At 68.0% G+C, this 23,578-nt stretch carries 20 protein-coding genes and 1 pseudogene; 4 read left to right on the top strand and 17 right to left on the bottom strand.

The genetic code is table 11. The annotated features are described in order from the left end of the window. Nucleotides 1-23 precede the first annotated feature (23 nt). From gyrA to ACQY5G_RS07805, 3 genes are all read left to right on the top strand, one after another. The gene (gyrA, locus tag ACQY5G_RS07815) at nt 24-2,519 is read left to right on the top strand and encodes a DNA gyrase subunit A (RefSeq protein WP_428278557.1); all 2,496 of its coding nucleotides are present in this window, start codon (nt 24-26) and stop codon (nt 2,517-2,519) included. Nucleotides 2,520-2,606: 87 nt separating this feature from the next. Then, on the top strand, nt 2,607-3,422 hold the full coding sequence (locus tag ACQY5G_RS07810) for a hypothetical protein (protein ID WP_428278556.1): 816 nt from the start codon (nt 2,607-2,609) through the stop codon (nt 3,420-3,422). Between the two features lie 20 nt (nt 3,423-3,442). Then, on the top strand, nt 3,443-5,152 hold the full coding sequence (locus ACQY5G_RS07805) for an Nramp family divalent metal transporter (protein ID WP_428278555.1): 1,710 nt from the start codon (nt 3,443-3,445) through the stop codon (nt 5,150-5,152). 24 nt (nt 5,153-5,176) lie between these two features. Here the strand turns inward: ACQY5G_RS07805 and thyX are convergent, their stop codons facing one another. The 8 genes from thyX to recF all read right to left on the bottom strand — a co-directional run bounded on the left by thyX (nt 5,177) and on the right by recF (nt 13,385). Then, the gene (gene thyX / locus ACQY5G_RS07800) at nt 5,177-6,160 is read right to left on the bottom strand and encodes an FAD-dependent thymidylate synthase (RefSeq protein ID WP_428278554.1); all 984 of its coding nucleotides are present in this window, start codon (nt 6,158-6,160) and stop codon (nt 5,177-5,179) included. Nucleotides 6,161-6,203: 43 nt separating this feature from the next. Next, entirely contained in the window at nt 6,204-7,691 is a 1,488-nt protein-coding gene (gene glpK / locus ACQY5G_RS07795; RefSeq protein ID WP_428278553.1) for a glycerol kinase GlpK, read from the bottom strand. Nucleotides 7,692-7,903: 212 nt separating this feature from the next. Continuing rightward, nucleotides 7,904-8,188: a hypothetical protein gene (locus tag ACQY5G_RS07790; RefSeq protein ID WP_428278552.1), complete on the bottom strand. Its 285-nt coding sequence runs from the start codon at nt 8,186-8,188 to the stop codon at nt 7,904-7,906. A 72-nt stretch (nt 8,189-8,260) separates the two neighbouring features. Then, a complete protein-coding gene (locus ACQY5G_RS07785) occupies nt 8,261-9,307 on the bottom strand; it encodes a hypothetical protein (protein ID WP_428278551.1) in 1,047 nt (348 codons plus the stop codon). Nucleotides 9,308-9,435: 128 nt separating this feature from the next. Beyond that, on the bottom strand, nt 9,436-9,783 hold the full coding sequence (locus ACQY5G_RS07780) for a hypothetical protein (RefSeq protein WP_428278550.1): 348 nt from the start codon (nt 9,781-9,783) through the stop codon (nt 9,436-9,438). A gap of 130 nt (nt 9,784-9,913) precedes the next feature. Further along, nucleotides 9,914-11,875 carry a DNA topoisomerase (ATP-hydrolyzing) subunit B gene (gyrB, locus tag ACQY5G_RS07775; RefSeq protein WP_428278549.1) on the bottom strand — a complete coding sequence of 654 codons (1,962 nt, stop codon included), beginning with the start codon at nt 11,873-11,875 and terminating at the stop codon, nt 9,914-9,916. Next, entirely contained in the window at nt 11,875-12,285 is a 411-nt protein-coding gene (locus ACQY5G_RS07770) for a DUF721 domain-containing protein (protein WP_428278548.1), read from the bottom strand. The genes gyrB and ACQY5G_RS07770 overlap by 1 nt, the downstream gene beginning before the upstream one ends. Next, complete coding sequence (recF, locus tag ACQY5G_RS07765) at nt 12,282-13,385, bottom strand: DNA replication/repair protein RecF (protein ID WP_428278547.1); 1,104 nt, start codon at nt 13,383-13,385, stop codon at nt 12,282-12,284. Before recF ends, ACQY5G_RS07770 begins: the two co-directional genes overlap by 4 nt. A gap of 193 nt (nt 13,386-13,578) precedes the next feature. Between recF and ACQY5G_RS07760 the strand changes: the two genes are divergently transcribed. Continuing rightward, the gene (locus tag ACQY5G_RS07760; RefSeq protein WP_428278546.1) at nt 13,579-14,421 is read left to right on the top strand and encodes a phosphatase PAP2 family protein; all 843 of its coding nucleotides are present in this window, start codon (nt 13,579-13,581) and stop codon (nt 14,419-14,421) included. Nucleotides 14,422-14,475: 54 nt separating this feature from the next. Here the strand turns inward: ACQY5G_RS07760 and ACQY5G_RS07755 are convergent, their stop codons facing one another. From ACQY5G_RS07755 to ACQY5G_RS07715, 9 genes and pseudogenes are all read right to left on the bottom strand, one after another. Continuing rightward, nucleotides 14,476-15,363 (bottom strand): 3-hydroxyacyl-CoA dehydrogenase family protein, encoded by an 888-nt coding sequence (locus tag ACQY5G_RS07755; protein WP_428278545.1) that lies wholly within the window; start codon nt 15,361-15,363, stop codon nt 14,476-14,478. Nucleotides 15,364-15,436: 73 nt separating this feature from the next. Continuing rightward, complete coding sequence (locus ACQY5G_RS07750) at nt 15,437-16,204, bottom strand: hypothetical protein (RefSeq protein ID WP_428278544.1); 768 nt, start codon at nt 16,202-16,204, stop codon at nt 15,437-15,439. A gap of 313 nt (nt 16,205-16,517) precedes the next feature. After that, nucleotides 16,518-17,237: pseudogene (locus ACQY5G_RS07745) on the bottom strand (slipin family protein); the annotation flags it as partial. Nucleotides 17,238-17,282: 45 nt separating this feature from the next. Beyond that, nucleotides 17,283-18,482 (bottom strand): acetyl-CoA C-acetyltransferase, encoded by a 1,200-nt coding sequence (locus ACQY5G_RS07740; RefSeq protein ID WP_428278543.1) that lies wholly within the window; start codon nt 18,480-18,482, stop codon nt 17,283-17,285. A 130-nt stretch (nt 18,483-18,612) separates the two neighbouring features. Further along, a complete protein-coding gene (locus ACQY5G_RS07735; RefSeq protein ID WP_428278542.1) occupies nt 18,613-19,674 on the bottom strand; it encodes an isocitrate/isopropylmalate dehydrogenase family protein in 1,062 nt (353 codons plus the stop codon). A gap of 24 nt (nt 19,675-19,698) precedes the next feature. After that, nucleotides 19,699-20,796 carry a tetratricopeptide repeat protein gene (locus ACQY5G_RS07730; protein ID WP_428278541.1) on the bottom strand — a complete coding sequence of 366 codons (1,098 nt, stop codon included), beginning with the start codon at nt 20,794-20,796 and terminating at the stop codon, nt 19,699-19,701. A 127-nt stretch (nt 20,797-20,923) separates the two neighbouring features. Beyond that, a complete protein-coding gene (locus ACQY5G_RS07725) occupies nt 20,924-22,282 on the bottom strand; it encodes a hemolysin family protein (protein WP_428278540.1) in 1,359 nt (452 codons plus the stop codon). Nucleotides 22,283-22,385: 103 nt separating this feature from the next. Continuing rightward, the gene (locus ACQY5G_RS07720; protein ID WP_428278539.1) at nt 22,386-22,652 is read right to left on the bottom strand and encodes a hypothetical protein; all 267 of its coding nucleotides are present in this window, start codon (nt 22,650-22,652) and stop codon (nt 22,386-22,388) included. Nucleotides 22,653-22,738: 86 nt separating this feature from the next. After that, nucleotides 22,739-23,578, bottom strand: a complete 840-nt coding sequence (locus ACQY5G_RS07715) for a DUF3108 domain-containing protein (protein ID WP_428278538.1) — start codon at nt 23,576-23,578, stop codon at nt 22,739-22,741.

Raw genomic sequence — 23,578 nt, 5'->3', positions numbered from 1 at the left:
GAGGCGGAAGAGGAGGCACGGCAGTGACGCAAGGCACCCTGCAGCACGAACGCATCGAACGCCGCGCGCTCGAACAGGAGATGCGCGAATCGTTCATCGACTACTCCATGAGCGTCATCGTGCAGCGCGCGCTCCCCGATGCCCGCGATGGTCTGAAGCCCGTTCATCGCCGAATCCTGTACGCAATGCTCGAGGAGGGGATGCGCCCCTCGCGCCCGCACAAGAAGAGCGCGACGGTCGTGGGCGACGTGCTGGGCCGGTATCACCCGCACGGGGATGGCGCGGTGTACGACACCATCGTCCGCATGGTCCAGGACTTCTCGCTGCGCTATCCGCTCATCGACGGCCAGGGGAACTTCGGTTCGATCGATGGCGATTCGGCCGCCGCCTACCGCTACACCGAAGTGCGGATGACGCCGGTCGCCATGGACCTCCTCGCCGACATCGAGCGCGACACCGTCGACACGCGGCCCAACTTCGATGGGCGCCTCACCGAACCGGTGGTTCTTCCGTGCCGACTGCCGCACCTCCTGCTGAACGGCAGCGACGGGATCGCGGTCGGCATGGCGACGAAGATCCCGCCGCACAACGCCGGGGAGCTCCTCGCCGCGGTCGACCACCTCGTCGCGAACCCGCATTGCGACAGCGACGAGCTGCTCGCCCGCCTGCCCGGGCCGGACTTCCCGACGGGCGGGTACATCCGGGGCCGGGCCGGCATCGAGTCCGCCTACCGGACCGGGCGCGGGCGACTCGACATGCGCGCCAGAGTCCATCTGGAGGAAGGCCGGTTCGGGAAGAGTTCGCTGATCGTGACGGAACTTCCCTACCAGGTAAACAAGACGCGCGTCATCGAGCAGATCACGAAGCTCGTGCGCGCCGGGCGGGCGGACGCGATCACCGACCTGCGCGACGAGTCGGACCGAGACGGGATCCGGCTCGTGATCGAGCTCAAGCGCGACGCGAAGCCGAAGAAGGTGCTCGCGACCCTGTTCAAGAAGACGCAGCTCCGCTACACGTTCGGCGTGATCATGCTCGCGCTCGTCGATGGCAAGCCCGAGGAACTGGACCTGAGAACGGTCCTCGGTACGTGGATCGACCATCGCCTCTCCGTGATCCGCCGCGGCGCGGCGCACGACCTCGCCCGCGCACGGGACCGCGCCCACGTCGTCGAGGGGCTGCGGACGGCGCTCGACGAGATCGACCGCGTCATCGACATCATCCGCGGCTCGAAGACGCCGGCAGACGCGCGGAAGGCACTCCTCGCGGCGTTCAAACTCACGGAGCGGCAGGCGGACGCGATCCTTGCGATGCGGCTCGTCCGGCTGACGGGTCTGGAGCGGGACAGGTTGGCGGAGGAACTGCACGCGCTGCGGGAGGAGATCACGCGTCTGACCGCGCTCGTGGAGGACGACGCGACCCGGCGGGGATTCCTGCGCGACGAGATCCGGGAACTCGCAGGACGCTACAACGACCCCAGGCGGACGGAGATTCTCGACGATGACACGGAGTTCCGGCTGTCGAAGGGTGGCGGGGGCGAGGCGCAGCTGGTGCTGGTGAGCCGCGGCGGCTACGTGAAGGCGCAGCCGGCCGCGACCGGCGGGGGGATGGCAGGCGCCGAAGTGCTGTCCACCCGCGAAGGCGACTTCGCGCGCCACGCATTCCTGACGCGGGGAGCGCATACGCTCCTCGCGATCACCGCCCGCGGCAACGCGCACGCGCTACCCGTCTCGGCGCTGCCGAGGGGCACGCGGAGTTCCCGGGGCCGCCACGTGGAAGAGTTCATCGACCTCGAGCTGGGAGACGAGATCGTCGCGCTGCTCGCAGCCGAGACCTTCGCCGATGACCGGTTTCTCGTGATCGCCACAAGACGGGGTCACGTGAAGCGCTCGGCGCTGTCGGAGTACGCGAACGCCCGGAGCGCAGGGATCATCGGTGCCGGAATCGCGCGCGGCGACGAGGTCGCGGCCGCGTTCGTCACCGACGGGAGCAGCGACCTCCTGTTCGCGACGCGGTCGGGCCAGGCGATCCGGTTCCCCGAGTCCGCCACCCGCGTGATGGGCCGCACGGCGCGCGGCGTCAAAGCGATCGATCTCGCGCGGGACGATGTCGTGGTCGCCGCAGCGGCTCCGCGCGCGGATTCCGATCTGCTCGTGGCGACCGCCGCCGGGTACGGCAAGCGGATTCCGTTCACGGAATTCAAGGTCCAGGGGCGGGCGGGCAAGGGGTTCACCGTCCTCCCCGAGCGAGAGCGGACCGGCGGCCTCGTGGGATTCACCGAAGCGCACGACGCGGACGAGGTCGCGTGGGAACTGTCCGATGGCTCCGTGGAGGCGACGTCGGCGGCCAGCGTGATCCGTCGCTCTCCTCGCGAGGCCGGGCGCCCGGCCGTGCGACTGCCGGCGGGGGTTGCGGTCGAAGCGGTGCACCCGATGCACTCGGGACGCCCTGCGCGCGCCGGATCTCCTCCTCGCGGCGAAACCGGCGAGGATTCGCAGGCCGAGTTCGAGTTCGAAGGTTGACAGCGGTCTCCGGTGCTCGCATGGCGAATTTCCGGGACACGACACTAGCTTCCGGCTTCGCTTTTGGAGCCCGTCCGGAGAGGTCCCATGCACAGACCCATTGTGGTGTTGGCGGTGTCCGCGTTCGTCGGGTGTGCCGACGGGGCGCAGGAAGACGGCGGAAGGACCGCCGCAGCGGCCGCGGCGCCGGACGACACCGCGGCCATGCACGCCGCGCGCCTGGCCGAGAGCCTCGGTGGACGGGAGGCGTGGGATCGAACGCGATACCTGTCGTTCCGCTGGATCGTGGAACGCGATGGCGAGGTCGTGGTAAACCGCGAACATTCGTGGGACCGGTACGACGGACGGTATCGCATCGCCTGGGCGGAGGACGGAACGTCCCACCTCCTGCTCTTCAACGTGAACGAGGTCGAGCCGCACCCCGAGCTCGAGAAGGTTCCGTCCGGACGCGCGTGGGTCGGGGGCGAGGAGCTGGCCGGCGCCGCGCGGGATTCCGCGCTCCGGCGCGGCTATGGCGCCTTCATCAACGACACCTACTGGGCGATCATGCCCTACAAGTGGGAAGACCCGGGCGTGCACCTCACGTATGAGGGCACTCGCACGCTTTCCGACGGCAAGACCTACGAAGTGGTCCACCTCAGCTTCGACCAGGGCCTGGGTACCACCGAAGACCAGTACTGGGGCTTCCTCGATGAGACGGGGCGCATGATGGCCTGGCAGTACCACCTGGGGCGGGCGGAAGCGCCGGGGGAGGTCATCTGGTGGTCCGACTGGCAGCCGGTCGGCAACATCCAGTTCGCCATGACGCGACTTCTCGATGGTGGAGGCCGCTTCATCTACTTCGAGGACGTCGCCGCGGGTGAGACGGTGCCCGAGGGACGCTTCGACCCGCCCACATCTTGAACGAACCCGGATCCGGGACCATGGCGCCGGACGCGATCGCCGCAAGCGACGAGGAGGGACGCCGGTACCGGGACGGCATCTATCAACCGCTCGACGAGAGCACGGTGCCGGACGCGCCGGACACCGCCGACTTCCCGCGACGCGGCCACGGGCCGCCCTTCAAGTTCGTCCGGCGCATGTCGCGCGTGCCGCGCCTCAGGCACGTCATCGGCCCCTCCGTCATCGCGCTCGGCATGGGCCTGGGCAGTGGCGAATTCCTGCTCTGGCCCAACCTCGTCGCCGCGAACGGTTTCTCAATCTGGTGGCTGTTCTGGATCGGCGTTGTGACCCAGTTCGTCGTCATCGGCGAGATCGAACGCTGGACGATCGCGACCGGCGAGTCGACGTTCGCCGGCATGGCGAGGCTCGACCGGCTCGGCTTCTGGCCGTGGCTCTTCCTCGTCGCGACGCTGGTGAGCTTCTTCTGGCCCGGCTGGGCTTCGCAGTCGGCGGAGTTCGTGGGCCAGATCATCGTGATCAGCGGCGGCCCGCAGATCCAGTGGCAGCCGATGGCGCTGCTAATGCTCTTTTTCATCTGGTTCGGGCTCGCGGTGTCCCGGATCGTCTACAACGTTCTGGAACGCTGCGAGATCGCGCTGGTGGCCGGGTTCTTCCCCCTGCTGCTCATCACGCTTCTGGTTGTCGGCCTTGTCCCGTCGCACCTGCTTGAACTGGTGATCGGCGCCGGCTCCTTCGGTAGCGCCCCGGCCGAACTGTTCACGGGCGATCAGTTTCCGACGCTGATCCTCGCGGTGGCGTATGCCGGGACGGGGGGCACGCTGCTCCTCGCGCAGTCGCTCTGGCTGCGCGACAAGGGCTTCGGGATGGCGCGGTTCCAGGGACGGATCGCCGGCATCCGTGGACGCAATGAGGACATCAGCACGACCGGGTTCGTCTTCGACACGAACGATGCCACCCAGCTCGGGCGTTTCAGAGGCTGGATGAGGATCGTCCACCAGGAACTGCTTGTCACGTTCGTGCTCCTGACGCTGCTGAGCGTCGTCATCACGTGCATGCTCGTCGTGACGACGCTGGGAACCGAGAACCCCGAGTTGGCCGGCGACCTGACCACCATGGTGACGCTTCAGGGCGAGGCGATTGAGCGCGTCGGCGGGTTGTGGCTTCGGGTCGCGTTCCTCCTGGGAGGGTCCTTCGTCATCTTCTCGACCCAACTCGCGATCCTCGACACCGTCACGCGCATCACGGGCTGCATTTTCTACGAACGCTTCGGATACAGGACGCGCTTCTTCACCCAGAAGCGGACCTTCCTGGTGTTCCTGACGATCTTCGTGCTCGCGGCGATGGGGATCATCACCGCGTCCTGGGTAGGCGGCGAGGCGCTCGATGTGCTCCAGCCCGACTTCCTGCTCCTCATTGCCGGCCCCTTCACCATGTCGAGCATGTTCCTGTTCACGCTCGTCGTCGGCTACATGAATGTGCGCCGGCTGCCCGCCGAGTTGGGGCCGCCGACGTGGAAGCGGTGGAGTCTGCTCTGGGCGGCCGTCCTGTGGGGATGGTTTACGGCGGAACAGCTGTCGCGGACGGTGATGCTGGTCGGAGGCGTGGACCCGCAGTTCCAGGAATCGCTGGCCCTGCACCCGATTCGGATTGTTTTCTACGCGCTGTGGATTGCGTCGCTGGCATGGTTCGCGGCGCGCACGCTTCCGGGGCGGGCGACGCGAGGGGCGTGAGCCAGCATCGCCGTCGGCCCACCCTCAGGCGGTGGGCTCCGGCACCGCCTTCGCCATCTTTCCGGACATTTCCTCCGCGCTCTTCATCTGCGAGAGATCGAGCGTGAAGTCGGGCCGTTCAACGGCGGAGAGCTTGTCCAGCAGTTCGCGGATCTCGCGGGGCGCCAGACCGGCCGCCTTGAGGTCTTCCTTCGTCGCAACCCCGTCGGCGTGGATCGATTCCGACTCGGCGTCCGCGCGAAGCAGGCTCCGCAGAACCTCGAGTTCGCCCCCGCTCAGGCGCGCGCCCAACACTTCATAATCGACCCAGGCCTCGTAGCTCAGCGGCGCGACCCGCTGGAGCATGCCGGCCATCACCCGCCCGTACTCCTGGATTTCCCACTGCGCATGTGCATCCACCCGCAGTCGAAGGAAGTGGAGGAGGTTGTGCAGATCGATCTTCCAGTACCACTGCGTATAGGTGGAGAGGGGGAGGTCGATCCGCGCTAGTTCCCGGGCGACATCTTCGGACAGCAGCCAGCCGTAGGCATCGGCCGCTTCCGTCCGCAGCTGCTCCCAGCGGTCGACCGCGCTGCGATAGAGGTCACCGGGGGCGGGGTCCATCTCCCGGCCCTGATTGTTCAGGCGGCTCTGATAGGCGAACTGCTCGTGGTCCGGTTCATAGAACAGCAGAGGCAAGAGACTGTAGCGGGCGCTGAGTTCGTTGACGGACGCCGTGCGGTGCCGGATCCACTGTCGCGCAACGAACATCGGCATGGAGCAGTGAAACTTGAACTCGACCATTTCGCTCGGCGTCGTGTGCGCGTGGCGCCGCAGATAGCGGACGAGACCGCGCGTCTGGCTGACGCGGCGCGTGCCGGCCCCATAGCTGACGCGAGCCGCCGCCTCCACGTCGGCATCCGAGCCCATGTAGTCGACGAGCGCGACGAATCCGTGGTCGAGGACGGGGAAATACCCGCCGAGGATCTCCTCGGCCGCAGGGACGGTCGGTCTCCCGGTGGTTTCCATGAGCTACCCGTGCCGCTACAGGGGGGTGTTGTTCGCCAGAATATCAGTTCGTGAGCACGCGGGCGACCGCGCGCCGCCACCCTGAATAGAGCGTCTCGCGCATCTCCGCGTCCATGACGGGCCGCCACGCGCGGTCGTGGCGCCACAGCGCCTGGACCTCCCGCAGATCCACGAATACGCCGGCGCCGAGGCCGCCCAGCATCGCCGCCCCCAGCGCCGTGGTCTCCGTCACCACCGGGCGCCCGATCTCGAGGTCGAGGATGTCGGCGAGGAACTGCATCGCCCAGTCGTTTCGGGTGAACCCGCCATCCACGCGCAACGTATCCGGTCGCGGGGCTCCGTCGGCCTGCATCGCGTCGATCAGTTCGCGTGACTGGTAGGCGACCGCTTCGAGCGCCGCCCGTGCGATCTCGGCCCGCCCCGTGTCGCGCGTCATTCCCAGCAGCGCGGCACGGGCTTCCGGATCCCAATGGATCCCGCCCAGCCCGACGAAGGCGGGCACCAGCACGACGCCACCCGTCGAATCCACGGAACGTGCGAGCAATTCCGTCTCCGCGGCGTCAGAAATGATGCCCAGTCCATCGCGCAGCCACTGAACCGATGCTCCGGCGACGAAGATGCTGCCCTCGAGCGCGTACGTGCGTTCTCCCCCGAGCTGCCAGGCCACCGTCGTGAGCAGACCGTGGCGCGAGGCGAGCCGGTCCGCGCCCGTGTTCAGCAGCGCGAACGCGCCCGTCCCGTAGGTGAACTTCATCCCTCCCGGCTCGAACGCCGCCTGCCCGAACGTCGCGGCCTGCTGGTCGCCGGCCACGCCCCGCAGCGGGATCTTGCGGCCGAAGAGTCCCTCGGACGTTTCCCCGAAATCGCCGGCGGAATCGCGAACCTCGGGCAACACGGAGGCGGGCACCCGCAACAGTTCGAGCAGCTCCGGGTGCCACCGGCCCTCATCGATGTCGTAGAGGAGGGTCCGCGACGCGTTCGACGCGTCCGTCGCGTGCACGCGCCCTCCGGTCAGACACCAGAGCAGCCAGGTGTCGATCGTCCCGAAGGCCAGTTCGCCCTTCCCGGCCGCCTCGCGCGCTCCCGGCACGTGGTCGAGGATCCACGCCAGCTTCGTGCCGGAGAAGTACGGATCGAGCCGCAAACCGGTGCGGCGCTTGATCAACCCTTCGTGCCCCGCCTCGCGAAGCTCGGCACACTCCTTCGCCGTCCGCCGGTCCTGCCACACGATCGCCGGGTGAATCGGCCGGCCGCTCGCGCGTTCCCAGACCACGGTCGTCTCGCGCTGGTTCGTGATGCCGATCGCCGCCACGTGATACCCAAGCGTCTCGGCGGCCTCGATGACATCCCGCGCCACCCCGACCGCGTCGTCCCGGATGCCCTCTGGATCGTGCTCGACCCTGCCCGGCAGCGGATAACTCTGAGGCAGCTCGCGCTGAGCGCTGGCGACTCCCGTCCCTTCGAGATCGAACGCGATGGCGCGCGTGGAGGTCGTGCCCTGATCGATCGCGACGACGGCGGGTTGGGTCATGGATCCCAGGCTACAGGCGCGATCCGCGCGGTTTCAAGTCCGGGACTCCCGAAGGCTTTGAGCACCGCTCGATTCAGTCCGGCGAGGTCCGAGTGGAAGCAAAATCGTGAGATCATCCCCGGCCACCGAGCGGAACTCGGTGGCCGGGGACGGTTCACGGCCCGAAACCTCGGGAGAGCGCGGCCTCGAACCGGTCACGCCCCGCACGCGGCTCACTGGAAGCCGCACGGGACGTAGATGTGGGAGTCGTCATGCATCCTGTACGTGCCAATGCTGAAGGTCAGGCGAAGACCGAAGCCGAAATCGAGGGGGAACGCGTGGGAGCCCAGCAGTATCCCGGACGCCGGATAGTTCGGGCCTCCCGAGATGTACTTTCCACACCCGCTCTGCGCCGTGGCCCCGGATGGCTGCACGAGCGAGAGCGCCAAGGCTCCCGCAAGAACCCGTGCCGCCGCGAGCGGCCACGGCGTACCAATATTTCTCCTCCTCCTCATCATCATCCACCTCCCCTGATTGGTCCTCGATGGCGACACTCTGCCGCCTCTCTGGTATCAGGATCCGGAGCGCCGTCAACGGACCATCATCCGACCCGCGCCAACAGGCTCGATCCGCGCGGCGGCAAATCCCACACCCGTTCCAGGGTCCAGGAGCACCGCTCGTTCCAGCCCATCGATGTAGACGCGTCCCCGCGACCATGATCGATCCCCCCCGGCGGGGAACACCAGAGGGATCGCCTCGAGACGCTCCGGGTCCAGAACGAGACCCTTCGTAATCACGCTGTCCGGGCGCACGGACATGATCCGGGCGAACAGGCGACCGTCATCGAGAGGCCTGAGGGTCGTCACGCTCTGCGTGCCGAGGACCCGGGTCGGCCCTCCGAACGTCTCCTCGGCCTCTTGCGCGCTCTCCAATTTGCTGGCTCGCAGGTCTCTTGGCAGGAAGGTGACGCTCGCGAGCTCTCCGTCGGGGCGAAAGCTCACGAGTGCGAGTTGGTCGGCATCGAGGATGTGGATCATGGCGTCGGCCGTGACCGTGACCAGATCCATAGGCCAGCGGAACCATCCGCCGACGTCGACGCGCAGCTCCTCCGGAATCCGCCCGAACGCCGTATCCCCCTGCGCCGTAACCCGTGCCAGGTAGTGGTCCGGAAACGCGTCGCCCGCGACGAGCAACCCGAGTTCCGGATGTAGGGCGATATCGCTTGCAAGGCCGGGGATCCGCTGGCTGGCTACGAAATCGCCCTCGAGGGTGAGATACGCGACTCGCCCGTTCCCGCGATCGAGGACCAGAATCCCATCATCCGCCCGGGCCAGGCGACTCGGGAACTTGTATTCCCCCGGCCCCTCTCCCTCTCTGCCCAGGACCCGCACCGGGTCGAGGTTCCGGTCGAGAAGGACGATCCGCGGGTCGAGTCCGTCGGCGACGAAATAGCCGCTCGGCGTGGCCAGCATATCGGCGATCGAGCCGAAGCTCACGCGTTCGTCCAGCGGATCGAGGCGGGCGTTGGACAACCCGATTTCATAGGCCTGGCCCGTGCTCTCGCTGAAAAAGATCCATCCATCGTCGCCGGCTTCCGGAGCACCTCCGCAGCCCGCAAGGCCGATGGCGCCCGCCAAGCCCAGCGCGACGGTGCGCCGGACGATCCCCGGCCACCGAGCAAACCTCGGTGGCCGGGGACGGTTCGCAGCCGAAAACTCAACTCCCAGGGGGCGTGACCTCGAACCGCTGACTCCGCGCGCGGGAGTCACTGGAGGTCCCACTCCGTGTAGTCATCGCACCGGAAGCTCCGGTCATCGCCATCGTGCATCCGGTAGGTGCCGACATTGAAGCTCACCGTGATGCCGCCGTTGAGCCCGAGGTTCAAGCCCAGGCCCTCGACCCCGGCGCCGGCGCCCAGGCTGAGCGTAACGCGACTGGAGCCCACCAGCGTTCCACTCGCCGGATTGTTCGGGCCGCCCGAGATGTACTCCCCGCACTCGCTCTGCGCCGCGGCCTCGGACGGCTGCGCCAGCGCGAGCGCCAGGGCCCCCGCGAAGACCCACGCCATCGCCAGCGGGCCCGCCGTTCTCCTGCTTCTCCTCGTCCTCATCATCGTCCACCTCCCCTGAATGATCCCGGAGGGCGACGCCACTGCCGCCCTCTCTGGCACAAGGATCGGGGCGGGCATCAACGGACCATCAACCCCGCGCGGCCCGGCGGCGAGCGGCGGATCGGGAGGAGCTTCAGACGTCGAGATTGCGTACGTAGCGGGCGTTCTGCTCGATGAAGTCGCGGCGCGGCTCGACGTTCTCGCCCATGAGAGTGTCGAACAGCCGGTCCGCCTCCGCGGCTTCGTCGATTCTCACCTGGAGCAGCGTGCGCTTCTCCGGGTTCATCGTGGTCTGCCAAAGCTGATCGGCGTTCATCTCGCCCAGCCCCTTGTACCGCTGCAGCGAGGTGTTCCCCCTGCCGTTGTCGAGTCTCGCCTGCGCGGCGACGCGCTCCGCTTCGTTGTAGCAGTAGAACTCCGTCTTCCCCTTCCACACGCGGTACAGCGGCGGCTGCGCAATGTAGATGTATCCGGCTTCGATGAGCTGCTTCATCTTCCGGAAGAAGAAGGTCAGGAGCAGCGTCCGGATATGGGCTCCGTCCACATCGGCGTCCGTCATGATCACGACCTTCCGGTATCGTGCCTGCGAGAGATCGAACTCCCCCTCGATACCGGTTCCGATGGCCGTGATCATCGCGCGGATCTCCTCGTTGGAGAGGATCTTGTCGATGCGCGCCTTTTCCACATTGAGGATCTTCCCGCGCAGGGGGAGGATGGCCTGGTAGTTGCGGTCGCGTCCCATCTTCGCGCTCCCGCCCGCGCTGTCTCCCTCCACCAGGTAGAGTTCCGCGATCTCCGGGTCCGTGATCGAGCAGTCCGCCAGCTTCCCCGGCAGGATGCCGGTCTCGAGCGCCGACTTCTTGCGCGTCAGATCCCGCGCCTTTCGCGCCGCCTCCCGCGCCCGGGAGGCCTGGACCGCCTTCTCGATGATCTGCCGGGATGGAGCGGGGTTTTCCTCCAGCCACGTCCCCAGCCGGTCGTTGACGAGGCTCTCGACGATCCCGCGCACCTCGCTGTTCCCCAGCTTCGTCTTGGTCTGTCCCTCGAACTGGGGCTCCATGACCTTCACGGAGAGCACGGCGACGAGTCCCTCGCGCACGTCGTCTCCGCTCAGCGTGGGGTCCGCCTTCTTGAGGATGTTGTTCCGCTGCGCGTAGTTGTTGATGGTCCGCGTGAGGGCGCCCTTGAAACCCGACAGGTGCGTCCCGCCTTCGTGCGTGTTGATGTTGTTCACGAAGGTGAACGTGTTCTCGCTGTAGGCGTCCGTGTACTGCATCGCGAGTTCGAACTCGGTGTCGTCCTGCGCGCCCGACACGGAGATCACGTCCGCGTGAAGCGGCGTCTTGTTCCCCAGCAGATACTCGACGAACTGCGCGATCCCTCCCTCGAAGTGGAAGTCGCGGCGCCGATCCTCCTTCCGCTCATCGACGATCGAGATCCGTACGCCCCGGTTCAGGTAGGCGAGTTCCCGGAGCCGGCTGGCGAGCGTCTCGAAGCTGTATTCGAGCGTGTCGCCGAGTCCCTTGAAGACCTCGGGGTCGGGCCGGAAGGTGACGGTGGTCCCGGTGTCCTTCGTCTTCCGCCCCTTCGTGAGCTTCCCCTGGCTGACCCCGCGCTCGTAGCGCTGCGTCCACTCGTGGCCGTCGCGACGGACCTCGACCTCCAGCCACTCGGAGAGCGCGTTCACGACGGAAACGCCCACGCCGTGCAATCCGCCCGACACCTTGTAGCTCGACTTGTCGAATTTTCCGCCCGCGTGGAGCGTCGTGAGGGCGAGTTCGACCCCCGGCACCTTCTCGGTCGGGTGGAGGTCCACGGGGATGCCGCGCCCGTCGTCGATGACCCGAATCGACTGGTCCGTCCCGATCGTGACCTCGATCCCGGAACAATGTCCCGCCATCGCCTCGTCGATCGAGTTGTCCACGACTTCGTAGACGAGGTGGTGCAACCCCCGCCCCGAGGTGGACCCGATGTACATGCCCGGGCGCTTCCGCACGGCCTCCAGTCCCTTGAGGACATGAATCTGCCGCGCGGTATAGTCCGAGTTGCCGTCCTTATCTCCCACGGGCTTCCCGCCCGCCGTCGACTTCGCCATCAACCCCTCCCCTTCTCGGTTCGGCCGGGGCGCGTCGCGACCGGCGACGGTTCCCCGGACTGCACGAACACGATTCGTTCGATCCGGCCGCGGGTGCGATCTCTGTTCAGGCGGCCCAGCAACTTTCGCCTCATCATGTTCAGTTCCGTCATCCAGGCCGCACCGGCCACTTCGATGAACACCGTCCCGCCCTTGATCCCGCCAACCTTCGTGACGCGCGCGATGTGCGGACCCACGACCCGCTCCCACCGCGCCGCCGTCGCGCTGCGCTCCACCCGCTCGCGGATCCCCATGCGATCGAGCAGCTCCGCGAGCACGCCCCCGACGGGTTCGGGATGGCGCTCGCTCCCTCTCGCGTCCCTGCGTCGCGCCTTGCCGCCAGGCATCGCCCGGGAGGCCGTGCCGCTCATGCGATGAGCCGTCCGTTGCGCAGGCGCCATCGCGCGAGCTTCCCACCCATCAGCCCCACGTCACCGGGCTTGGGCGCGGTGAGGATCACCTGCCCGCCCCGTTCGGACTCGAAGAGGCGAAACAGCCGGTCCGAGCGCCCGTCGTCGAGCTCCGCGAACACGTCGTCGAGGAGGTACAGCGGCTCGCGGCCAAGCCGTTCCCTGAGCCGGTCCGCTTCGAGCAGGCGCAGGGCCAGCGCGGCCGTACGCTGCTGTCCGCTCGACCCGTAGCTCCGGAGGTCGCGAGGGCCCTCCGGCGCCTCGACCTCGAACCGGATCTCATCGCGGTGCGGGCCCACGACGGTCATCCCCTGGCGACGCTCACGTTCTCCGGTCCTCTCCAGTGCCTGCCGAAAGCGGTCCTCCCACGAGCCGGCGCCCTCCGGGCCCTCCGCCCCGTCGTCCGATGCGATCGACGCCGAATACCGAAGTCCCGCACGATCTCCTCCCGAGATCCGCGCGTAGAAATCGGCGTATCGCTCCGCCCCCTCCAACACCCACTCCGCCCGCCCTTCCGTGAGGATTCCACCTGCCTCGATCAACCCTTCCGTCCACGCTTCGATCTCGTTGTTCGACCGGCCGCGCCGAAGCGCCTCGTTCCGCTGCGACAGAAGGCCCCGGTAGCGCTGCAGCGCCGGGAGGTAGCCCGGCACGCCCACCGAGAGCGCGACATCGAGGAAGCGACGCCGCAGCGTCGGCCCTCCACGCACGATCTCGGCGTCGTCGAGGCGAAACGCCGCGACCCCCACCGAGCCGATCCCGGCCGAAACCCGCTCCACTTCGACCGCGTCGACCTCGACCTTCTTGATCCGTTGCGACCGGTCGTAGGCCGCCGCCACGGACATCCCCCCCTCAACCTCGCCTTCCACCCGAAACACCGTCTGTCCGAACCGCACGAGCGCGCGGTCCCGCACGCCTCGAAAGGACCGAAAGACCTCGAGGTAGTAGATCGCCTCGAGGAGGTTCGTCTTGCCCGATCCGTTGGGCCCGATGATCGCGACGCCGGCCTCGGGGAACTCGCATTCGAGCCGTTCGAAGTTGCGGTAGTCGCGAAGGATCAAGCGCCTGAGGAAGGGCGCGGAAGACGCCTCAGGCTGGCGGATAGACGGTGCCTCCGGTGTCTTCATCACAGGCCCGCAAAATACGGCGAAAACCCTTGTATCGCAAGGAAATTTGCCCGTTGGAGACGTCGCCCGGAAAGCGCCGCCGAGCGGTTGCCCGGGAGCCTACGGGCAGGCAGCTTCGAAGTCGTCCATGACACGCTTCGGCTGCAGCGGCGCAAGCCGCCCGATCGCGCGAAACCGAGCCCTGCGAGGGGCTGTCGCCTCGCTCGGGATCGCATGGTTCCTGTCGCCGGCCCATCTCGCTGCTCAGGCGGTCGAAGCGCCTCCGGACGTGCAGACGGAGGGCGCGAGCCGGGGCGGGCGGGAGTTCGCCCTCGCGGCGGGCGTACTCGGGGGGGCCTTTCTCCTGGACGAGACCGTCCGCGATCTGGCGCTGGACCATCAGGGAACGCTGGGACGCGACCTGGCCGAGGGCGGCCACACGTACGGCGACTGGAAGCGGACCGCGCCCCTTCTCGCCGGAGGCGGAATTCTGCTGGGGGTCGCGCTGGACGGCGAACGGGGAGTCCGGCAGGCGACGTCGGCCTTCTTCGGGGTCTTCGCCGGCTCGATGTCGAACACCGTCCTCAACTGGACGCTGGGACGAAGCCGCCCGAGAGCCGAGAGGGGGGTCCTGCACTTCGATCCCTTCCGGGGCAACGCCTCCCTTGGATCCGGGCACACGGCCTACGCCTTCGCCATCGCCGCCGCGGTCGATGAGGTCACCGACGGCGGGTGGGCGATCCCCTTCTACGTCGCGGCCGCGGGTACCGGATTCGCCCGGGTCTACGGAGACCGGCACTGGCTGTCCGATGTGGTGGTCGGCGGCTTCATCGGCTGGTGGGTGGGAGGCCGGGCGACGAGCGTCGCCGCGGGCTGGCTCAGGGTCGAACCCGCGCCGGCGTCGTCCGGCCTGTCACCGCCCGTCCGAGTCCGGATCCGGCCGCTGATCGCCGGCGACGCCCTGGGCGTTCAGATCCGCTTCCACGAATAGCTCGGAGGCGTCGTCGTCGGGGATGACCCGCCGGAATGTGTTCGACGGCCTCCTCTACAGCACGAAGCTGGATACGACCGGTTCGTCGCCGCTGTAGTCGTAGAAGCCCTTCCCCGTCTTCCGGCCGTGGTATCCGGCCAGGTACATGCGGCGCAGGAGGGGCGGAGAGGCGAAGCGCGCCTCCTTGTACTCGTCGTACATGATCCCCGTGATGTGGTACAGCGTGTCGAGCCCCACGAAATCGCCCAGCGTGAACGGGCCCATCGGGTATCCGCAGCCCAGGCGCAGCCCCTTGTCGATATCGGGGATCGACGCGATCCCGGCCTCGTACGCGCGGATCGCGTCGAGCATGTAGGGGACGAGCAGCCGGTTCACCACGAAACCGGTGTTGTCGCCGCAGGCGATCGGGCTCTTCCCGAGCGATCCGGCGAAGGCGAAGGCGGCCTCGAACGTCGCTTCCGCCGTCTGCCCGCAGCGGACGACCTCCACCAGCGGCATGACCGGCACGGGGCTGAAGAAATGAAGACCGACGAAACGCTCCGGGCGATCCGTCTCCGCGGCGAGTTCGGTGATGGACAGGCTCGACGTGTTGGAGGCGAAGATCGTCTCCGCCGCGCACAGTCCGCCGAGTTCGCCGAACAGCGCGTGTTTCGCCCCGAGGTTCTCGGTGATCGCCTCGATGACGAGGTCGCACTCCGCCAGGTCCGCCAACTCGAGCGTCGGGTGAAGACGAGCCATCGTCGCGTCCCGGTCCGCCGCACCGAGCTTCTCCTTCTGCACGGCGCGGTCGAGGGTCTTGCGGATCGCGGCCATCCCCCGGTCGAGGAATCCCTGCTCCACCTCCCGCACGATCGTCTCATATCCGGCCGCCGCGCTGACCTGCGCGATCCCGCTCCCCATCAGTCCCGCCCCGACGACCCCGACCTTCCGAATCTCAGTCAATGTCCACTCCCTCTGTGTCCGTTCGTGTGTTGTGTGTCCGTTCGTGCGTTGGGCGCGCGGAAAGCCGCGCCCATCAGCGCAGGAGTTTCCGGTGCCACGGTTCCTCCGCGCTGCGGAGATTCTCTCCGCGCTCGAGTCGGTCCAGAAGACCCTGAAGCGCGAGTTCCATCCGCTGCCTGACCTTCCGCATGTCGGCCCGCGCGGAAGCCGCCGCGATAGCCGTGAAACCCGAGAAGATCGCCAGTCCTCCGAGGAGCGGCAGGACGCCGCCTCCCGTCGCCATGAACAGGCCGAACCCGCCGGCCGCCCCGCCCAGCCCCATTCCCCCGAACCAGCCACCGAGCCGTTCCGCCCTCATGTTGCCGATATCGGCCGTCAGCGTGACAAGCGACCACCCGCTTTCCAGCGCTTCCACGCTGACCTGAAGGTTACGCGACTTCGCGAGCGTGTACCGTCGGCCACCGACATCCATCGCGCGCCGCATCTGGCTGACGAGGCCGGTCCCCGGCTCCCAGAGCGATCCGCCGGGTCGCGAGCGTACCTGTCGGAGAAGCTCCTCTTCGCGCAGGTACGATTCGAGATTCGCCTCCACATCCGCCGGACTTCCGGGGACCACCCGGCTCGTGCTCACGATCGCCGAACCGACGATCCGGCGCGCGAGTCCTTCGTCCGAAGGCGCATCGGGGATCAGCGAGGCGGCCTCGATCTCGGCCAGCGCCTGCCGGACGTACCGCTCCTCGAGCCCGACTTCCGCTCCGATCTGGACGACGTCGCCCGCCCCGAGTTCCCCTCCGATCGCCGTGGAGCTGCGGAACTGGAGATCGGATGCCCGGCGGATCACACGTTCGAGTTGCTCCTGCGTGACCGTTTGGGGGAGCGACGGACGGCGCCCCGGGGGACCGGAACCGCCTGAACCGTCGCGGCTGTCGTCAGCCGGCGGCATCGCGCTCCCTCGTCACCGCCTCCGCTTCGCCCTCCGCCTCCGACGCGTCCTCAGCCGCCCCCGCGCGGGGCAGCCGCGGCGCTCCCTCCGAGCCTTCGAGCGCGCGTTCGTCGACCGGAGCGGGCGCCGCATCAGCCGCCGGCGTGGTGTCAGCCGCCGCCGCATCGCCCGACGCCGTCGCAAATCCCTTGAACAGACCCGCCAACGGCCCGAGCTCCACCGGCAGCGGGAAGAGCGTCGTCGAATTGTTCTCCGCCGCGATCTCCGTCGCCGTCTGCAGGAAACGCAGTTGCAGCGAGGCCGGGTATTCGCTCAGCTGGCGCGCCGCGTCCCGCAGGTTCGACGCCGCCTGCAGTTCGCCCTGCGCGTTGATCACCTTTGCGCGCCGCTCGCGTTCCGCCTCCGCCTGCCGCGCGATCGCGCGTTTCATCTCGTTCGGCAGATCCACATCCTTCACTTCTACGCCCGTGACATCGATCCCCCAGGCGTCCGTCCCCTGGTCGATGATGTCGCGCAGGATCTGGTTGAACTTCTCCCGCTCCGCGAGCACTTCGTCCAGTTCCGCCTGCCCGATGACCGAGCGCAGCGTCGTCTGGGCAAGCTGCGAGGTGGCGAAGAGATAGTCCTCGATCTCGAGGATGGCCCGTTTCGGGTTCGCGACCCGGAAATAGAGGACCGCGTTGACCTTCACCGACACGTTGTCCCGCGTGATGACGTCCTGCGGCGGGATGTCCATGGCGATGATCCGCAGGCTCACCCGCTCCATGCGCTCGACACCGAACGGGACGAGGAAGATGAGCCCCGGCCCGCGGGTCGGACGTGCACGGCCGAGTCGGAAGACGACGGCCCGTTCGTATTCCTTCAGGATGCGAAGACTCGTGGCCAGTGCGAGCGCGCCCGCCCCGGCGAGAATGAAGAACAGAGGATCCATGTTCGCTCCCTCCTGCTGCTCGTGGCCGGGCCGGGCCGGCCTCCGCTAGGCGTCGACCTCCACGACGACGGCCGCGCCCTGCCCGCCGCCGATGCAGGCGGCCCCGAGTCCGAGTCCACCGCCCCGCCGCCGCAGTTCATGAAGCAGATGGCCCGTGATCCGCGCCCCCGTCATACCGAGCGGGTGGCTCAGCGCGATCGCCCCGCCGTCCACGTTCACCCTGTCGCGGTCGAGACCGAGTTCGCGCTCGACCGCCAGGTACTGCGGAGCGAAGGCCTCGTTCACTTCGACGAGATCGATGTCATCGAGGGTGAGGCCGGCCTTTTCGAGTGCGGCGCGCGAGGCGGGCGCGGGCCCGATGCCCATGATGTGGGGCGGCACGCCGGCCACGGCGTAGGACACGAGGCGGCCGACCGGCTCGAGGCCGTGCGCGGCGGCATAGTCCCTGCCCGCGAGCACGAGCGCCGCCGCCCCATCCCCGATCCCGCTCGCGTTGCCGGCGGTGACGAGGCCATCCTGCTTGAAGTACGGCCGGAGCTTCGCGAGCCCCTCGACCGTCGTATCGGGACGGAGGTGCTCATCCCGCTCGAAGGACGTTTCCCTTCCCTTCCTCCCCACCATCATCGGCACGACCTCGTCCCGGTAGCGGCCCCCCTCCCAGGCCTCCGCCGCGAGCCGCTGGCTGCGCACCGCCACCTCGTCGGCTTCCGAGCGCGCGATCCCGTATTCCTCCGCCAGGTTCTCCGCCGTCTGCGCCATCGAGAAACCGCAGTAGGGATCCGTGAGCGCCTCCCACAGCGAATCCTCGAACTTCGGCGCCGGACCCAGCCGCAGACCCCAGCGGGCCCCGCGCACGATATGCGGCGCCTGACTCATGGACTCGGCTCCGCCCACGAGACAGACGTCGCTCTCCCCCAGTTCGATCTCCTGCGAGCCGTCGATCACGGCCTGAAAGCCCGAGCCGCACAGGCGGTTCACGGTGACGGCCGGGGTCTCGATCGGCAGCCCCGCCCGCAGTCCCACGTGACGCGCGAGATAGATCGCGTCGGCCGACGTCTGCATCACGTTCCCCATCACGACGTGTCCGAAGTCGCCGGACTCGGCGCCCGAGCGCTCGATCGCCGCTTCCGAGGCGACGACGCCCAGGTCCACCGCCGAGTAGTCCTTCAGGCTGCCGCCGAACGCGCCCATGGCAGTCCGCGCCGCGGAGAGAAACACCGTCCCGTTTCCGTTGCTGTCACTCATTATCGCAGTGTCCTTCCATCTCTTTCCGGTCGTCCGACCGGATCCATGTCATGTATGATTGCCATGAATGCGGCTCCGCCGACACCGTCCATTGGCCGCGCGCGGAGCCCGACAGGCATGGAACGTAGCACTACGCTGACGTATCAGCCGCGCCCACCCGCTTCGAGAGCCAGTTTCCGACCTCGGACGTCGTCGCGCTTCCCCCGAGGTCCGGGGTCCGCACGCCGGAAGCCAGCGCCGCATCCACGGCCGCCTCGACCGCGTCGGCCGCGTCGGCCGCCCCGTGATCTCGCAGGAGGAGCGCGGCGCTGAGCACCGCGGCCATCGGATTCGCCCGTCCCGTCCCGACGATGTCCGGCGCGCTGCCGTGCACGGGTTCGTACAGTCCATGCACGCCGGGGTTCACGTTGGCGGAGGGCGCGAGCCCCGGCCCGCCGACGATCTCCGCGCCCAGGTCGGAGAGAATGTCGCCGAGCAGGTTCGACGTGACGATGACGCCGAACCGGTCCGGCACCCGGATCATCTCCATCGCGAGCGCGTCCACGTAGCGCATCTCCGACTCCACCCCCGGATACCCGGCCGCAACCTCCGCGAACACGCGGCGCCAGAGCCCGAACATGTGCGGCACCGCGTTCGCCTTGTCCGCGAGCGTGACGCGCAGCCCCCGGGGAGCGGCGTGCTCGAACGCCCGCCGCACGATGCGCTCGACCCCGAACCGGCTCGCGACCGACTCCGACACCGCGACTTCCTCGGGCGTGCCCTCGTGCTCGACGCGCCCGATGCCCACGTACAGGCCCTCCGTATTCTCACGGAAGATCTCGAAGTCGATGGGCGCCGAATCCGCGGACCTCAGCGGCGACAACTCCGGCGCACGCAGCCGAAGCGGCCGGCGATTGAGGAACAGGTCCAGCCGTACCCGCAGTCCGAGCAGGAGGTCGCGCGCGTGACGTCCATCGGGCACGCGCGGATCCCCCACGGCGCCGAAGAGAATCGCGTCGAAGTCATCCCTCAGGGATTCGAAGGCCCGCTGCGACAGCGTCTCCCGGGTGGCAAGATAGTGATCCGCGCCGTGCGGAAAGTGCGTGAATTCGAGGTCGGAGAGACCCTTCGCGGCCACCGCCCGAAGCACGCGACACGCTTCGCGGGTGACTTCGGGTCCGATCCCGTCGCCGCCGATGACGGCGATGCGCAACGGAGCTTTCGCCACGGGTCGTTGCTAACGTTCGATCTCGAGCGCGCCGACCCGTGCCGAGTCCTCGAGGAAGGCGCGCGCGGTCTGCCAGGACACGGCGATGCCCGTCAGCGCCTGGAGCCGCATCGCCTCGTTGCGCATGAAGTCCGCCAGCGAGACGCCGGGCTCCTCGGACCCGTTGCGCATGGCCCGCACGATCCCATCCCAGTCTCCTTCGTACACCACGCCGTTCGGGGCCCGCACGCGGTGTACGTCCACGGCCGACGCGTCGGGGGGGCGACCGAAGAGATCGAGCTGACCCATGCCGGGTCCGGCCGTCAACCCGTTCGCCCGGGCTTCGACCTCGGCCAGCAGGCGTTCCTCGGGACTCGGTTCCGGCGCCAGTTCCTCCAGCGCGAGCAGGTAGGGCCGCAGCTCCTCGGCATCCGAAGGCAGGTCTTCGAGTCGCCGCTTGAGGTCGACGACCCGCCACGCGACGATCGGATCCGCCAGGTCCGTCACCGGGATCGTCGCAAGCTGCGCGAGCGCTCCCCGAAAATCGCCGCGTTCGTAGAGGACGTTGCCGTAGAGCGCGCGGGCCTCCGCGAAACGAGGATCCAGACGCACCGCCTCGCGGCTCCAGAACAGCGCCCCCTCGGCGTCACCGTCCCGGTAGAAGGTGAAGGCGAGATCCAGCGCGGCATCGGGGCTCTCGCGATCGGCGGCGAGGGCGAGCCGGAAGAATCGCTCCGCCCGGCGCAGGAGACCCTCGCGCAGCAGGCTGCGGCCCACGCAGAGCATGAGTTCCACATCGCGATCGTACCCCAGTGCGATGAGGCCTTCGAAGATCTGGAAGGCCGCCGCGCGTTCCCCCAGCTTCAGAAGAACGTCTCCCAGGCCGGCCAGCGCTTCCTCGTGTTCCGGGTCGATCCCGAGGACGCCGTCGAAGGCCGCGCGCGCCCAGGCATATTCCTCTCGGGCGAGACGCGTATATCCGAGTGAGACGAGGAGTTCGACCGAGTCGGGATAACGGGTGAGAGCCTCCTTGAGGAGGCCAAGCGCCTGATCGAAGTCGCCGGCTTCGTACAGCCGTTGCGCTTCGGCGTCGAACTGCTCGTAGTTCCAGGAGTCGGACAGGTTCAAATCCGGAACCTCAAGTCACGAACCCTTCCGACCGTGTTCGGCGAGCCAGAGCGGAGCCTTTCGTTGAAGGACGCGCTTCCAATTTCGGGCGCGATGCCCGTGCCAGCAAGTTCGGGCTCGGTTGCAGTCACGATTCGAGGGCTTCGCACAGTCTCCCCACCGTCTTCTCGTCCACGCCGAGCAGGGTGAGCCGCGTGATCCGCCGTTCGACGAGTTCCGCGACCTCCAGCCGCGCATCTCCCAGCGGAACCCGGTCTCCCGGCTCCGGGATTCGACCCAGCGTGCCGATCACGTAGCCGGCCACGGTGTCGTATTCCTCGTCTTCGTCGAGATCATCGAGATCCAGACCCGCGAGCAGATCCGCGAACGAGACCCCCCCATCGAGTCCGACCGACCCATCGGGGCCGACCTCCAGCCCCGCCTCCGCCTCGTCGTGCTCGTCGTAGATTTCGCCGACGATCTCCTCGAGCAGGTCCTCCAGCGTGGCGATGCCGTCCGTGCCGCCGAACTCGTCGACGACGACGGCCATATGCGTCTTCCGGGCTCGCATTTCCGCCAGCAGGTCGTCGACGGCCTTCGACTCGGGGACGAAGAGCGCCTCGCGCATCACATCCCGCGCGACGAGTCCTGTCGGACGCGCCGCGAGGACTTCCGCGAGCAGATCCTTCACGACGATGATGCCGACGATATCGTCCAGCGAATCGTCGGTGACGGGGAGACGCGAATGTCCCGACTCCGCCGCGACCTCCAGGATGACCTTGGCCGGATCCCCGGCCCCGACGGAGACGATGTCCGGCCGCGGCGTCATCACCTCCCGGACGACGGTATGCGTGAGATCGAACACGCCCTCGATCATCGCCTGTTCGTCCTTCTCCACCATTCCTTCGCGCAGACTCTGCCGGACGAGGACCTCGATTTCGTCCGGGCTGTGGGCATGTTCGACGCCGTGCGTGTCACCCACGGGGGCGCGGATCATCCGCAGGAACAGCCGGGCCGAGCCATCGAGCAGCCAGATCGCCGGCGTCGCGATGCGGTTGAAGGCGAGGAGGGGACCGGCGAGGTAGCGACTTACCGCCTCCGGACGCAGGAGCGCGACCGTCTTCGGCGCGAGTTCGCCGAGTACGATGTGAAGGTAGGTGATGAGGATGAAGGCGACGACGAGGGCTGTCGTGTGGAGAGCCACCGGCCCCGCGGCGAAGCCCAGCGCGCCGAACAGAGGCTCGATGGAGCGCGCGAGCGCCGGCTCGCCGATCCAGCCCAGGCCGAGCGACGCGAGCGTGATCCCGAGCTGTGTACCGGAGATCGCGCGGTCGAGATTGTCCTGCGCCCGGCGGACGACGCGGGCGAGACGATCGCCGGCATCGGCCAGTTCGTCGATGCGGGTGCGGCGCGCGCTGACGAGCGCAAACTCCGCCGCAACGAAGAAGGCGTTCGCCGCTACGAGCGCGAGGACCGCGCCGAGCCTCAGAGCGAGTCCGAGGTCCATTCAGCGGTCCGACCAGCAAATGGTGTGGCTCCCGGTCTGTCCGGGGGCGGGGGTTCGTTCAGGCTACGTTACCTCGTTACCTCACCGGTGGTCCTGGATCGGGCTAAACCGGGGCTTCCTGCTCTGACTGCCGAGCCGCGCCCCCGTGCGGGATCGCCGGGGCACAGTACCGCTCCCCGATGGTGCGCAGCACGGACAGCTCGGCCGGGGTCAACTCCGGATACCGCTCTCCGAGGTACTGGATCGTATCGTCGAACCACTCTTGCCGCTGCTCTTCTTCCGCGTCGAGCACGCCACAGCGGCGGATGTGGCTGAACAACTCGTCGCGGGCCCTGTCACTTGAATCCGGCACATGATTTCCTTTGCTCAAGGCACCTCCTGCTGGTCGTCGTCGCTTTACGGCTTCCAGACTAAACTAGGATGCACCAGGGCAAAACGGGAGTGCCGTTCCGAACGTCAGCGACCGGTCTCCACCTCGTTCCGCTCGAAGTCGCGAAGGTACATGTCGACGCCACCGATCTTCATGCGGCTCTTGATCTGCACGATGAGGCGACGGTCATCGTCCGAGATGAAGACCTCGGCCTGTCCTTCCTCTCCGAACAGACCCTCGGTCTGAATGGTCGGACGGAGGACGATCGTGTTGAACGTCCCCGCCGGCACGCGCACGCGCTCGCGGCGCAGGACCTCGACGACGACCGGATTGCCGTCCTCCTCGAAGTAACGGTCGAACTGGTAGGTCCGGCCGATCTCCAGCGGGAGAGTCCGGATCAGGTAGAGGTAGGAGATCTCGTCGAGCGCGCCCGGGGGCATGGGAAGATCCCGCTGGCGGCGGTGCGGAAGATAGGCCTCGGCCTCCTCGTTCCAGTCCTGCCTCGTGGCGGCGAGGGCCTCGTGATCCAGCTCCCAGCGGCGCTGTCTGCGGTACCCTCCCTGCCGGAGGTTCTCTTCAAAGCGAAGCGACCGGTAGGGGTCAGGGGCAAGCCAGCTCACCGTGCGGTCGTCCATCCTGTAGAAAGGAATGCTCCCTTTCATCTCCATCGAGAGCCGGTACGCCGGCGTACCGCGGATCGTATCCTGCGCTTCGACCCGGAGGTGCATGCGCCCGAAGTTCACGGGCCCGAACAGCACGGCGTACTCGGAGGTCTCCCCGATCTCGAACGGCCAGCTCTCGGAGAAGAGGTCATCGGCCACTTCGTCCCGGGTACTCTGCCCCGCGAGCTCGGGTATACCCGAAAGCGACGGGGCGAGGAGCGCCAGACACGCCACGGCGCCGCGGCGCAGCGTTCGTCTCCGCAT

The organism is Candidatus Palauibacter sp. (assembly GCF_965261555.1).
GTDB lineage: Bacteria > Gemmatimonadota > Gemmatimonadetes > Palauibacterales > Palauibacteraceae > Palauibacter.
This window is presented reverse-complemented; position numbering and strand designations above follow the sequence as displayed.

What these genes read in the sequence shown, in the direction of transcription:
- ACQY5G_RS07810 (WP_428278556.1), top strand. Translation starts at nt 2,607, where the DNA reads ATGCACAGACCCATTGTGGTGTTGGCGGTGTCCGCGTTCGTCGGGTGT.
- ACQY5G_RS07805 (WP_428278555.1), top strand. Translation starts at nt 3,443, where the DNA reads ATGGCGCCGGACGCGATCGCCGCAAGCGACGAGGAGGGACGCCGGTAC.
- thyX (WP_428278554.1), bottom strand. Translation starts at nt 6,160, where the DNA reads ATGGAAACCACCGGGAGACCGACCGTCCCTGCGGCCGAGGAGATCCTC.
- glpK (WP_428278553.1), bottom strand. Translation starts at nt 7,691, where the DNA reads ATGACCCAACCCGCCGTCGTCGCGATCGATCAGGGCACGACCTCCACG.
- ACQY5G_RS07790 (WP_428278552.1), bottom strand. Translation starts at nt 8,188, where the DNA reads ATGATGAGGAGGAGGAGAAATATTGGTACGCCGTGGCCGCTCGCGGCG.
- ACQY5G_RS07780 (WP_428278550.1), bottom strand. Translation starts at nt 9,783, where the DNA reads ATGATGAGGACGAGGAGAAGCAGGAGAACGGCGGGCCCGCTGGCGATG.
- gyrB (WP_428278549.1), bottom strand. Translation starts at nt 11,875, where the DNA reads ATGGCGAAGTCGACGGCGGGCGGGAAGCCCGTGGGAGATAAGGACGGC.
- ACQY5G_RS07770 (WP_428278548.1), bottom strand. Translation starts at nt 12,285, where the DNA reads ATGAGCGGCACGGCCTCCCGGGCGATGCCTGGCGGCAAGGCGCGACGC.
- ACQY5G_RS07760 (WP_428278546.1), top strand. Translation starts at nt 13,579, where the DNA reads ATGACACGCTTCGGCTGCAGCGGCGCAAGCCGCCCGATCGCGCGAAAC.
- ACQY5G_RS07740 (WP_428278543.1), bottom strand. Translation starts at nt 18,482, where the DNA reads ATGAGTGACAGCAACGGAAACGGGACGGTGTTTCTCTCCGCGGCGCGG.
- ACQY5G_RS07725 (WP_428278540.1), bottom strand. Translation starts at nt 22,282, where the DNA reads ATGGACCTCGGACTCGCTCTGAGGCTCGGCGCGGTCCTCGCGCTCGTA.
- ACQY5G_RS07715 (WP_428278538.1), bottom strand. Translation starts at nt 23,578, where the DNA reads ATGCGGAGACGAACGCTGCGCCGCGGCGCCGTGGCGTGTCTGGCGCTC.